Genomic DNA, 12,090 nt, shown 5'->3' with positions numbered 1-12,090 from the left:
GCGATTACTGACAGGGATACGTGTTTCATAACAAATTGTCAACACGCTTAGCACAGTGTGGCGATAATCACGCTGTCGGCATTAAAGTAGGCCGTGACATTCTGTCCTTGCTCAAGAGAAGCCGCTTCATTTACCGGCACCGTGGCGCACAGGGTTTGCCCGTCGGGTAGCGCCATTAATACTTCGCACTGTTCTGCGCCGCGCTCTATATGGCGAATAATGCCCGGCAATTGGTTGTCGGCACTCTGGGCTACGGTGTCATCCTGGGTAATGTTCACCCACGGCGCTTTCAGCAGAATCAACACTTCTTTGCCTTCATCCAGCCCCAGACGCGCGCCACTTTGCGCGGTAATCGCGACTTTCAGCCGTGTTTTACCATCGGCCAGTAAGACATCAACATGCTGTTGAACGTCATCATGATCGCGGGCGGTGATGGTGCCGAACCATTGGTTACGGGCGCTGGTTTGCAGTGAAAAACGTGAGATCGCGGCCAGCAGGCTGTTCAGCGGCAGGGCGTCATCGTCACTTAATACATCAAAGGCTTTTTGCTGGATTTGCGCCAGTAAGTCATAGAGCTGAATCAGTCGCTGACCATAGCGGGTCAGCACAGCACCGCCACCGCCTTTTCCGCCCGTAGCTCGTTCAACCAGCGTATGCTCACTTAACTGATTCATTTCGTTAATGGCATCCCAGGCGCTTTTATAGCTGATACCAGCATCTTTCGCCCCCTGGCTGATGGAACCGGAAAGCGCGATGTGTTTTAGTAGCGAAATGCGGCGTGGGTCGGCAAAGAGCTTTTGTTGCAGCTTAAGAGTGAGAAGGATTTCGGCCTGCATAACAATGTCCTGGCAAAAGTCTTATTGTGACGGAAAATGAGCGCCACGCAAAGCTGACCGCACAAAAGGGGAGTGCTTTTCTGTGCTTAACGGTTAGAATAGTCACAGGACTACATCTGGAGTTGACCATGTTAGAGTTATTAAAAAGTCTGGTATTCGCCGTAATCATGGTACCTGTCGTGATGGCCATCATCCTGGGTCTGATTTACGGTCTTGGTGAAGTATTCAACATCTTTTCTGGTGTTGGTAAAAAAGACCAGCCCGGACAAAATCATTGATTCCATGAATGCCCGCTGAGTCGGGCATTTTCTTTTTCTCAACTTCCTGCTTTTCCTGCCGATATTTTTTCTATCTACCTCTCAAAGGTTAACAATAACTGCTGGGAAAATTCTGAACTTGCCGTTATATTGACGCCTACATAACGTTAAATAAAGGGGTTACAAATGGCTCGTAAATGGTTAAACCTGTTTGCCGGGGCGGCGCTCTCTTTCACTGTTGCTGGCAATGCGTTGGCGGATGAAGGGAAAATCACGGTTTTTGCCGCAGCATCACTGACCAACGCGATGCAGGATATCGCTACGCAGTATAAAAAAGAGAAAGGCGTAGACGTCGTTTCTTCTTTCGCCTCCTCTTCTACTCTGGCTCGTCAGATTGAAGCAGGTGCGCCTGCGGATCTGTTTATTTCTGCCGATCAGAAATGGATGGATTATGCAATTGATAAAAAAGGAATTGATACCGCCACGCGTCAAACCTTGCTCGGCAATAGCCTGGTCGTTGTAGCACCGAAAGCCAGCGAGCAGAAAGATTTCACCATCGACAGCAAAACTAACTGGACCTCTCTGCTGAATGGCGGCCGCCTGGCGGTTGGCGATCCGGAACATGTTCCGGCTGGCATTTATGCGAAAGAAGCTCTGCAAAAACTGGGCGCATGGGATACGCTCTCCCCGAAACTGGCTCCGGCAGAAGATGTTCGTGGGGCGCTGGCGCTGGTCGAACGTAATGAAGCGCCGCTGGGTATTGTCTACGGTTCTGACGCAGTTGCCAGCAAAGGGGTAAAAGTGGTCGCCACCTTCCCGGAAGATTCGCATAAAAAAGTGGAATATCCAGTTGCCGTCGTGGAAGGGCATAACAACGCGACAGTGAAAGCATTTTACGATTATCTGAAGGGACCGCAGGCTGCGGAAATCTTTAAACGTTACGGATTTACAACTAAGTAATGATACTGACCGATCCAGAATGGCAGGCGGTTTTACTAAGCCTGAAAGTTTCTTCCCTGGCTGTGCTGTTTAGCCTGCCGTTTGGGATCTTTTTTGCCTGGTTACTGGTGCGTTGCACGTTTCCGGGCAAAGCTCTGCTCGACAGCGTACTGCATCTACCGCTGGTGTTACCGCCCGTGGTTGTCGGTTACTTGCTGTTAGTTTCTATGGGACGGCGCGGATTTATCGGCGAACGCCTGTATGACTGGTTTGGCATTACCTTCGCGTTTAGCTGGCGCGGCGCGGTTCTCGCTGCCGCCGTCATGTCTTTTCCGTTGATGGTGCGGGCGATTCGTCTGGCGCTGGAAGGGGTTGATGTCAAACTGGAACAGGCCGCAAGAACGCTGGGGGCCGGGCGCTGGCGCGTTTTCTTTACTATCACGTTACCGCTGACGTTGCCGGGAATTATCGTCGGTACAGTACTGGCTTTCGCCCGTTCGCTCGGTGAATTTGGCGCAACCATCACCTTTGTTTCTAACATTCCAGGTGAAACGCGAACCATTCCTTCTGCCATGTATACCCTGATCCAGACCCCAGGCGGTGAAAGCGGCGCAGCGAGACTGTGCATTATTTCTATTGCGCTAGCGATGATCTCCCTGTTGATTTCAGAATGGCTGGCCAGAATCAGCCGTGAACGGGCGGGGCGCTAATCATGCTGGAACTGAATTTTTCCCAGACCTTGGGCAACCATTGCCTGACCATTAATGAAACGCTGCCCGCCAATGGCATCACTGCTATCTTTGGCGTCTCCGGTGCCGGAAAAACTTCGCTGATTAACGCCATTAGTGGACTGACGCGCCCGCAAAAAGGGCGGATTGTCCTCAATGGTCGGGTACTAAATGATGCCGAAAAAGGTATCTGCCTGACGCCGGAAAAGCGTCGCGTTGGCTATGTGTTTCAGGATGCACGGCTGTTCCCGCATTACAAAGTGCGTGGCAATCTGCGCTACGGCATGTCGAAAAGTATGGTCGATCAGTTTGATAAGCTGGTGGCGCTTTTAGGCATTGAACCGTTGCTTGACTGTTTACCGGGCAGCCTGTCCGGAGGCGAAAAACAGCGTGTGGCAATTGGTCGGGCATTGCTGACGGCTCCGGAATTATTATTGCTGGATGAACCACTGGCGTCGCTGGATCTTCCGCGCAAACGCGAGCTATTGCCTTATCTGCAACGGCTGACGCGGGAAATCAACATTCCGATGCTGTATGTCAGTCATTCGCTGGATGAAATCCTCCATCTGGCGGACAAAGTGATGGTACTGGAAAACGGCCAGGTGAAAGCTTTCGGGGCGCTGGAAGAAGTGTGGGGCAGTAGCGTGATGAATCCGTGGCTGCCGAAAGAGCAACAAAGCAGCATTCTGAAAGTAACGGTACTGGAACATCATCCGCGTTACGCAATGACCGCGCTGGCGTTGGGCGATCAGCATTTATGGGTTAATAAGCTGGATGAACCGCTGCAAGCCGCGCTACGCATCCGCATCCAGGCTTCCGATGTTTCTCTGGTTTTACAACCGCCGCAACAAACCAGCATCCGCAATGTGCTGCGCGCAAAAGTCGTCAATAGCTATGATGATAACGGCCAGGTGGAAGTGGAACTGGAAGTCGGCGGTAAAACGCTGTGGGCGCGAATAAGCCCGTGGGCCAGGGATGAACTGGCGATCAAACCTGGCCTGTGGCTATACGCGCAAATTAAAAGTGTGTCGATAACCGCCTGATTAAATCAGGTGGCTATAAATAAACTGGGCGATGCTGTCGGTAGTATTGTCACCAATCACGATATTGGCGCGTGCTTTTACCGCATCATCGGCATTGCCCATCGCTACACCCGTTCCGGCAGCCTCCAGCATACTGATATCATTGAAGTTATCGCCGAATGCGACTACGTTTTCCATCGACCAGCCTTGCGCCTCAACCCATTTCGTCAGGCGTTTGCCTTTACTGTTGCCGCCGCGCGCAATATCAACCTGATCGTGCCAGGACCATTCACACTCCAGACCCAACTCATGTTCAACATGCTTACCAAAATGCTGTAACTGCGGCAGGTCATCGTGCGTCAGAGCGAACTTCCACACGGCGTTAACTTGTTGCGCCTTTTCAGCCAGAGAAGCGACTTGTGTGAAAGTCGGGCGCTGTTCCGGCGGCAAAGTCTGCGCCCAGTTAGACGTGCGAATGACATGTCCGGTCGGATGCTCATAGACCATTGCGTCATCCACATACATCAGACCGTGAATGTGGTGTTCATTCAGCATCTCAATGAGTTGCAGGGCTTTGTTAACGGGCATTGGATCGGCTTCAAGCACAGTTTTTGCATGATAATCATACAAATAGGTGCCATTACAGCAAATAGCAGGTGTATCCAGCGCCAGCGCCTGATAAAAAGGATGAATAGCGACGTGATGGCGACCCGTGACGATAATCAATTGGTAACCTGCTTCGCGAGCGCGGGCAAGCGCTTCAATCGATGAGGGAAGTAGAGTCTTTTTCGGGGTCAATAAGGTGCCGTCTAAGTCGAGAGCAATCACGCGTGTGGTCATGGCGTTTTCCAGATTAAGGTTAAGAATTTTCGTCTACGAGAATGGTACACCGATACCACTATTGGACAAAATTCTGCGTTTTAATTCAGCATTCACCGCCAAAAGCGACTAATTTTAGCTGTTAAAGTCAGTTGCTAAATGCAAAGGAGCATTCATGAAGCAAACAGTTTATATCGCCAGCCCTGAGAGCCAGCAAATTCACGTCTGGAACCTGAATCATGAAGGCGTGCTGACGCTGACACAGGTTGTCGATGTGCCGGGGCAGGTGCAGCCAATGGTGGTCAGCCCGGATAAACGTTATCTCTATGTTGGTGTTCGCCCTGAGTTTCGCGTCCTGGCGTATCGTATCGCCCCGGACGATGGCGCACTGACCTTTGCCGCAGAGTCTGCGCTGCCGGGTAGCCCGACGCATATTTCCACCGATCACCAGGGGCAGTTTGTCTTTGTAGGTTCTTACAATGCGGGTAACGTGAGCGTAACGCGTCTGGAAGATGGCCTGCCAGTGGGCGTTGTCGATGTGGTTGAGGGACTGGACGGCTGTCATTCCGCCAATATTTCACCAGATAACCGCACTCTGTGGGTTCCGGCATTAAAGCAGGATCGTATTTGCCTGTTTACCGTCAGCGATGACGGTCATCTGGTGGCGCAGGACCCCGCAGAAGTGACTACCGTTGAAGGGGCCGGTCCGCGTCATATGGTGTTCCATCCAAACGAACAATATGCATATTGCGTCAATGAGTTAAACAGCTCAGTGGATGTCTGGGAACTGAAAGATCCGCACGGCAATATCGAATGTGTCCAGACGCTGGATATGATGCCGGAAAACTTCTCCGACACCCGTTGGGCGGCTGATATTCATATCACCCCGGATGGTCGTCATTTATACGCCTGCGACCGTACCGCCAGTCTGATTACCGTTTTCAGCGTTTCGGAAGATGGCAGCGTGTTGAGTAAAGAAGGCTTCCAGCCAACGGAAACTCAGCCGCGCGGCTTTAATGTTGAGCACAGTGGCAAATATCTGATTGCTGCCGGGCAAAAATCGCACCATATCTCGGTATACGAAATTGTCGGCGAGCAGGGGCTGCTGCATGAAAAAGGCCGCTATGCGGTAGGGCAGGGGCCAATGTGGGTTGTGGTGAACGCACACTAACCGCTGATTTACCCGGCGCTGAATCTCCTGCGCCGGGAGTATTAGCCCATCTCCTGTAACGCGTGTCTCTGGCGTTCGACGATATTGGTCCACAAATTGTCTTTATCGTCAGTCCATAAATTAATCAGCAAGGCAAAAAAGCGTTCTGCTGCTGGAGAAAGTACGGCATCTTTACGGCGAATTATTCCCAATGTTCGACGTATAACGGGTTCCACCAATGGGATACCAATAATCGAAGAATAGGGCGCATGAGGCATTGCCAGGCCAGGAAGCGCCGAAATCCCCAGTCCCGCTTCCACCAATCCTAATGACGTCGAAAGATGACGCACTTCATAAAACCAGTCCAGTTTCCAGGGCTTATCGGACAATTTTTGCTCAATCAGCAGTCGGTTGCCGCTGGAGGAACGCACGCCAATCATTTTGTAACCTACTAACTCCTGCCATTCCACCAGCTGCTTTTTGGCCAATGGATGGTCACGCCGACAGGCCAGCACGAACGGCTCATTGACCAGTGGGGTAAAGTCAATGGATGAATTTGTGACATTGTTCATGTTTATGCCAAAGTCAGATTCATTGCACAGCACCGATTCCATGCAATTATTCGTGCCTTGTTCCAGAATCCGCACTTTAATATTGGGATACAGCTCATTAAATTTACCGATTGCCAGTGGTAAAAAATAAAATACCGCGGTCGGAATACACGCTAACGTCACCATACCACGATGATAAGCATTCATATCACGAATACTAAAAAGCGTTTCATCGAATTTCTTTATTAATTCCCGAGCTTCCGGGAGTAACCTTTTTCCTGCTTTTGTTAACGTAACCTTGCGAGTTGTACGCTCAAAAAGTTGAATGTGTAAATCTTCTTCCATCTTTTTTATTCTGCGCGTTAATGCAGGTTGCGTAATATTAAGTAATTTAGCAGCATTGTTAAATGAACTGGACTCTGCCAGCGTAACAAATGCCTTCATACTTGATAATTCATGCTTCATTATTACTCCGAAAAATGGAAGCGGTGCGTTTTAGTGATTTACAGTTAAACAGTTTAACTGCAATTTAATCACTTAAATTAATGAAAAAATGTTATTAATCGTGGAGCTAAAGTCATTAGAGATGCTTTGCCCTTAATGTAACCATATCGCAATAAGTTATGTTTTTAAATTGAGGGCATTATTATGAAAAAAATACCCTGCGTGATGATGCGAGGTGGAACCTCGAGGGGCGCGTTCCTGTTAGCGGAACATTTACCCGAAGATCAAACGCAGCGCGATAAAATATTGATGGCAATTATGGGTTCCGGTAACGATCTGGAAATAGATGGTATCGGCGGCGGTAATCCGCTGACCAGTAAAGTCGCCATTATTAGCCGTTCCGACGATCCGCGTGCTGATGTCAATTATCTGTTTGCTCAGGTTATCGTCCATGAGCAGCGTGTCGATACGACACCCAACTGCGGCAATATGCTGTCTGGGGTTGGGGCATTCGCCATTGAAAATGGTTTGATTGCCGCGACATCACCGGTCACCCGTGTGCGTATCCGCAACGTCAATACCGGTACGTTCATCGAAGCTGATGTGCAAACGCCAAATGGTGTTGTCGAGTACGAGGGTAGCGCCAGAATTGATGGTGTGCCAGGGACAGCCGCACCGGTCGCTCTCACTTTCCTGAATGCCGCAGGAACAAAAACCGGAAAAGTCTTCCCGACTGATAATCAGATTGATTATTTTGACGATGTTCCAGTGACCTGTATTGATATGGCGATGCCAGTCGTCATTATTCCGGCTGAATATCTGGGCAAAACAGGCTATGAATTACCGGCGGAACTGGATGCCGACAAAGCATTATTAGCCCGCATTGAATCTATCCGTCTGCAAGCGGGTCAAGCAATGGGCTTAGGCGATGTCAGTAATATGGTTATCCCTAAACCTGTGCTTATTTCTCCAGCGCAGAAAGGCGGGGCAATTAATGTGCGTTATTTTATGCCGCATTCTTGCCATCGCGCGCTGGCGATAACTGGCGCTATTGCCATTTCCAGTAGCTGTGCATTGGAAGGCACCGTCACCCGACAAATCGTCCCTTCTGTGGGGTACGGCAATATCAATATTGAACACCCCAGTGGTGCGCTTGACGTTCATTTAAGTAATGAAGGTCAGGATGCCACAACGTTACGTGCATCTGTTATTCGGACGACCAGAAAAATATTTTCCGGTGAAGTTTATCTTCCCTGAAAAATTTCGTTGTCGTGATAAGGACAATCAATAAAGGACTTCTGTATGAGTCATACAGAAAGAACAGGATTTTAAATGAATAAGAAATCGTTATGGAAGCTAATTCTGATATTAGCGATCCCATGTATTATTGGCTTTATGCCAGCCCCGGCAGGATTAAGCGAACTGGCATGGGTACTTTTTGGTATTTACCTGGCGGCGATTGTGGGGCTGGTTATCAAGCCTTTCCCGGAACCTGTCGTACTGTTAATTGCCGTTGCTGCCTCGATGGTGGTGGTTGGTAACTTATCCGACGGTGCGTTTAAAACCACCGCCGTATTAAGCGGTTACTCTTCAGGTACCACCTGGCTGGTGTTCTCGGCGTTTACCTTAAGCGCCGCATTTGTGACCACCGGCTTAGGTAAACGTATTGCCTATTTGCTGATTGGTAAAATTGGTAGCACTACCCTGGGTCTGGGTTACGTTACGGTATTCCTCGATCTGGTACTGGCTCCGGCAACACCGTCTAACACCGCGCGTGCGGGCGGCATTGTATTACCGATCATCAACAGCGTGGCGGTGGCTTTGGGGTCAGAACCTGAAAAAAGCCCGCGTCGTGTCGGACATTACTTGATGATGTCCATTTACATGGTCACCAAAACCACCAGCTATATGTTCTTTACCGCAATGGCAGGGAACATTCTGGCGCTGAAAATGATCAACGACATTCTGCACCTGCAAATTAGCTGGGGGGGATGGGCGTTGGCCGCCGGTTTGCCGGGTATCATTATGCTGCTGGTCACTCCGCTGGTGATTTACACCATGTATCCGCCAGAAATTAAAAAGGTGGATAACAAAACCATCGCTAAAGCGGGCCTTGCTGAACTGGGACCGATGAAAATCCGTGAAAAAATGCTGCTCGGTGTCTTTGTGCTGGCGTTGCTGGGCTGGATTTTCAGTAAAACGCTCGGGGTTGATGAATCCACTGTGGCAATCGTTGTTATGGCGACCATGCTGCTGCTAGGAATCGTTACTTGGGAAGACGTGGTTAAAAATAAAGGCGGCTGGAATACCTTAATCTGGTACGGCGGTATTATCGGCTTAAGCTCCTTATTATCGAAAGTTAAATTCTTCGAATGGTTAGCTGAAGTCTTTAAAAATAACCTGGCATTTGATGGTCACGGTAACGTTGCTTTCTTCGTTATTATTTTCCTTAGCATCATCGTACGTTATTTCTTCGCTTCCGGTAGTGCCTATATCGTTGCCATGTTACCGGTATTTGCCATGCTGGCGAACGTCTCCGGTGCACCGTTAATGTTAACCGCGCTGGCACTGTTGTTCTCCAACTCCTACGGCGGCATGGTTACTCACTATGGTGGCGCGGCTGGTCCGGTCATCTTTGGTGTGGGTTACAACGATATTAAATCCTGGTGGTTGGTCGGTGCGGTACTGACGATATTAACCTTCCTGGTGCATATCACCCTCGGCGTATGGTGGTGGAATATGCTGATCGGCTGGAACATGCTGTAAATATCCCTTCATTATCTTTCTGCGCACTTTCCAGTGCGCAGATATCTGGAGCATTTGATGACCAAGTTATCTGAAAAAGGCGTGTTTCTCGCCAGTAATAACGAAATAATCGCCGAAGAACATTTCACCGGCGAAATAAAAAAAGAAGAAGCAAAAAAAGGCACTATTGCCTGGTCTATTCTCTCTTCTCATAATACGTCCGGAAATATGGATAAACTTAAAATTAAGTTTGATTCATTAGCCTCTCACGATATTACCTTTGTTGGTATTGTACAGACCGCTAAAGCGTCCGGTATGGAACGTTTCCCGCTGCCGTATGTGCTGACCAACTGCCATAACTCACTCTGTGCTGTGGGCGGCACCATTAACGGTGATGACCATATTTTTGGTTTATCGGCGGCTCAGCGTTATGGCGGTATTTTTGTGCCTCCGCACATTGCGGTCATCCATCAATATATGCGTGAGATGATGGCAGGCGGCGGCAAAATGATCCTCGGGTCAGACAGCCACACCCGTTACGGTGCATTAGGGACAATGGCAGTCGGTGAGGGCGGCGGCGAGCTGGTAAAACAACTGCTTAATGACACCTGGGATATCGACTATCCGGGCGTGGTTGCGGTGCATCTGACCGGAAAACCTGCGCCGTATGTGGGGCCGCAGGATGTGGCGCTGGCGATTATCGGCGCCGTGTTTAAAAACGGCTACGTCAAAAACAAAGTGATGGAATTCGTAGGTCCCGGTGTTGCTGCGCTCTCTACCGATTTCCGTAACAGCGTTGACGTAATGACTACCGAAACGACCTGTTTAAGTTCTGTCTGGCAAACCGATGAAGAAGTGCATAATTGGCTGGCGCTTCACGGTCGCGGCCAGGATTACTGCCAGCTTAACCCTCAACCGATGGCGTACTACGATGGCTGCATCAGCGTTGATTTAAGTGCCATCAAACCGATGATTGCGCTGCCGTTCCACCCGAGCAACGTGTATGAAATCGACACACTGAACCAGAACCTGACCGACATTCTGCGTGAGATTGAAATTGAGTCCGAACGCGTGGCGCACGGTAAAGCCAAACTCTCGCTGCTGGATAAAGTGGAAAATGGTCGCCTGAAAGTGCAGCAGGGGATTATCGCTGGCTGTTCTGGCGGTAACTATGAAAACGTTATCGCCGCAGCAAATGCGCTGCGCGGTCAATCCTGTGGTAATGACACCTTCTCGCTGTCGGTTTACCCGTCATCACAGCCGGTGTTTATGGATCTCGCCAAAAAAGGTGTGGTAGCCGATTTGATTGGTGCAGGCGCAATCATCAGAACCGCGTTCTGCGGCCCATGCTTTGGCGCGGGCGATACGCCAATCAACAACGGTTTGAGTATTCGCCACACCACACGTAACTTCCCGAACCGCGAAGGCTCTAAGCCAGCCAATGGGCAGATGTCAGCGGTGGCGTTGATGGACGCTCGTTCTATCGCTGCGACTGCGGCAAACGGTGGCTATTTAACCTCTGCCAGCGAACTCGATTGCTGGGACAACGTGCCGGAGTACGCCTTCGATGTAACGCCGTATAAAAACCGTGTTTATCAGGGCTTTGTTAAAGGGGCGACTCAGCAACCGCTGATCTACGGACCGAACATCAAAGACTGGCCGGAATTGGGCGCGCTGACTGACAATATCGTCCTCAAAGTGTGCTCGAAGATCCTCGACGAAGTGACCACCACTGACGAATTGATTCCTTCCGGTGAAACCTCTTCGTATCGTTCAAATCCGATTGGTCTGGCGGAATTTACCCTGTCACGCCGTGATCCGGGTTATGTTGGCAGAAGTAAAGCCACTGCCGAGCTGGAAAATCAGCGTCTGGCGGGGAATGTCAGCGAACTGGCAGACGTTTTTGCGCGCATTAAGCAGATTGCTGGTCAGGAAAATATTGATCCGCTGCAAACTGAAATTGGCAGCATGGTCTATGCGGTCAAACCAGGCGATGGTTCTGCGCGTGAGCAGGCTGCGAGCTGCCAGCGAGTGATTGGCGGTCTGGCGAATATTGCCGAGGAGTACGCGACTAAACGCTACCGTTCTAACGTCATCAACTGGGGGATGTTACCGCTGCAAATGGCGGAGGCACCGAACTTTGACGTAGGTGATTACATTTACATCCCTGGCATTAAAGCGGCGCTGGATAATCCAGGTACGACATTTAAAGGTTATGTGATCCATAAAGATGCGCCGGTAAGGGAGATTACGCTCTATATGGAAAGTCTGACTGCTGAAGAGCGCGAGATTATCAAAGCGGGTAGTTTGATTAACTTCAATAAAAACCGTCAGATATAAAAAGCGCCATGTGAATGTAGGTCGCATCCGGCACTTATTGTCGGATGCGATGCTTGCGCATCTTATCCGACCTACAAATCGCATCGAGCCGTAGGCGGATAAGGCGTTTACGCAGCATTCGGCACTTATTGTCGGATGCGATGCTGGCGCATCTTATCCGACCTACAAATCGCATCGAACCGTAGGCCGGATAAGGTGTTTACGCCGTATTCGGCACTTATTGTCGATGCGATGCTTGCGCTATCTTATCCGACCTACA

The 12,090-nt window shown here is 50.0% G+C and carries 11 protein-coding genes; 8 read left to right on the top strand and 3 right to left on the bottom strand.

Annotated features, from left to right (window positions below; genetic code table 11):
• Nucleotides 1-47 precede the first annotated feature (47 nt).
• Nucleotides 48-836 (bottom strand): molybdenum-dependent transcriptional regulator, encoded by a 789-nt coding sequence (gene modE / locus AACU94_RS12835; RefSeq protein WP_130214929.1) that lies wholly within the window; start codon nt 834-836, stop codon nt 48-50.
• A gap of 128 nt (nt 837-964) precedes the next feature.
• Between modE and acrZ the strand changes: the two genes are divergently transcribed.
• The 4 genes from acrZ to modC all read left to right on the top strand — a co-directional run bounded on the left by acrZ (nt 965) and on the right by modC (nt 3,803).
• Complete coding sequence (acrZ, locus tag AACU94_RS12830) at nt 965-1,114, top strand: multidrug efflux pump accessory protein AcrZ (RefSeq protein ID WP_000891515.1); 150 nt, start codon at nt 965-967, stop codon at nt 1,112-1,114.
• A gap of 165 nt (nt 1,115-1,279) precedes the next feature.
• A complete protein-coding gene (gene modA, locus AACU94_RS12825; protein WP_130258664.1) occupies nt 1,280-2,053 on the top strand; it encodes a molybdate ABC transporter substrate-binding protein in 774 nt (257 codons plus the stop codon).
• On the top strand, nt 2,053-2,742 hold the full coding sequence (gene modB / locus AACU94_RS12820; protein WP_000604034.1) for a molybdate ABC transporter permease subunit: 690 nt from the start codon (nt 2,053-2,055) through the stop codon (nt 2,740-2,742). Before modA ends, modB begins: the two co-directional genes overlap by 1 nt.
• A 2-nt stretch (nt 2,743-2,744) precedes the next feature.
• Nucleotides 2,745-3,803: a molybdenum ABC transporter ATP-binding protein ModC gene (modC, locus tag AACU94_RS12815; protein ID WP_135489549.1), complete on the top strand. Its 1,059-nt coding sequence runs from the start codon at nt 2,745-2,747 to the stop codon at nt 3,801-3,803.
• Here modC and ybhA read toward each other — a convergent pair whose 3' ends face one another.
• Complete coding sequence (gene ybhA, locus AACU94_RS12810) at nt 3,804-4,622, bottom strand: bifunctional pyridoxal phosphate/fructose-1,6-bisphosphate phosphatase (protein ID WP_130214925.1); 819 nt, start codon at nt 4,620-4,622, stop codon at nt 3,804-3,806.
• Between the two features lie 154 nt (nt 4,623-4,776).
• On the opposite strand from ybhA, the gene pgl reads away from it, so the two are divergent.
• Nucleotides 4,777-5,772 carry a 6-phosphogluconolactonase gene (pgl, locus tag AACU94_RS12805; RefSeq protein ID WP_135489548.1) on the top strand — a complete coding sequence of 332 codons (996 nt, stop codon included), beginning with the start codon at nt 4,777-4,779 and terminating at the stop codon, nt 5,770-5,772.
• Nucleotides 5,773-5,813: 41 nt separating this feature from the next.
• Here pgl and AACU94_RS12800 read toward each other — a convergent pair whose 3' ends face one another.
• Nucleotides 5,814-6,767 (bottom strand): LysR family transcriptional regulator, encoded by a 954-nt coding sequence (locus tag AACU94_RS12800; protein WP_135489547.1) that lies wholly within the window; start codon nt 6,765-6,767, stop codon nt 5,814-5,816.
• Between the two features lie 183 nt (nt 6,768-6,950).
• Here AACU94_RS12800 and AACU94_RS12795 point away from each other — a divergent pair, with 183 nt between their 5' ends.
• The 3 genes from AACU94_RS12795 (at nt 6,951) to AACU94_RS12785 (ending at nt 11,831) form a co-directional block, all read left to right on the top strand.
• Entirely contained in the window at nt 6,951-8,003 is a 1,053-nt protein-coding gene (locus AACU94_RS12795; protein WP_135489546.1) for a 4-oxalomesaconate tautomerase, read from the top strand.
• A gap of 75 nt (nt 8,004-8,078) precedes the next feature.
• Nucleotides 8,079-9,512, top strand: a complete 1,434-nt coding sequence (locus AACU94_RS12790) for an anion permease (RefSeq protein ID WP_001036488.1) — start codon at nt 8,079-8,081, stop codon at nt 9,510-9,512.
• Between the two features lie 57 nt (nt 9,513-9,569).
• Nucleotides 9,570-11,831 carry a hydratase gene (locus AACU94_RS12785; RefSeq protein ID WP_135489545.1) on the top strand — a complete coding sequence of 754 codons (2,262 nt, stop codon included), beginning with the start codon at nt 9,570-9,572 and terminating at the stop codon, nt 11,829-11,831.
• Nucleotides 11,832-12,090: the final 259 nt, after the last annotated feature.

This window comes from Escherichia sp. E4702, from assembly GCF_963883545.1.
Classification (GTDB): Bacteria; Pseudomonadota; Gammaproteobacteria; order Enterobacterales; family Enterobacteriaceae; genus Escherichia.
Note: the sequence above shows the minus strand (reverse complement) of the source record. Positions and strands in the feature narration are given on the sequence as shown.

Bases quoted from the DNA above. Each gene is read 5' to 3' on its own strand.
- modB (WP_000604034.1), top strand. From the start codon at position 2,053: ATGATACTGACCGATCCAGAATGGCAGGCGGTTTTACTAAGCCTGAAA.
- AACU94_RS12800 (WP_135489547.1), bottom strand. From the start codon at position 6,767: ATGAAGCATGAATTATCAAGTATGAAGGCATTTGTTACGCTGGCAGAG.
- ybhA (WP_130214925.1), bottom strand. From the start codon at position 4,622: ATGACCACACGCGTGATTGCTCTCGACTTAGACGGCACCTTATTGACC.
- AACU94_RS12785 (WP_135489545.1), top strand. From the start codon at position 9,570: ATGACCAAGTTATCTGAAAAAGGCGTGTTTCTCGCCAGTAATAACGAA.
- AACU94_RS12795 (WP_135489546.1), top strand. From the start codon at position 6,951: ATGAAAAAAATACCCTGCGTGATGATGCGAGGTGGAACCTCGAGGGGC.
- AACU94_RS12790 (WP_001036488.1), top strand. From the start codon at position 8,079: ATGAATAAGAAATCGTTATGGAAGCTAATTCTGATATTAGCGATCCCA.
- modE (WP_130214929.1), bottom strand. From the start codon at position 836: ATGCAGGCCGAAATCCTTCTCACTCTTAAGCTGCAACAAAAGCTCTTT.
- acrZ (WP_000891515.1), top strand. From the start codon at position 965: ATGTTAGAGTTATTAAAAAGTCTGGTATTCGCCGTAATCATGGTACCT.
- modA (WP_130258664.1), top strand. From the start codon at position 1,280: ATGGCTCGTAAATGGTTAAACCTGTTTGCCGGGGCGGCGCTCTCTTTC.
- pgl (WP_135489548.1), top strand. From the start codon at position 4,777: ATGAAGCAAACAGTTTATATCGCCAGCCCTGAGAGCCAGCAAATTCAC.
- modC (WP_135489549.1), top strand. From the start codon at position 2,745: ATGCTGGAACTGAATTTTTCCCAGACCTTGGGCAACCATTGCCTGACC.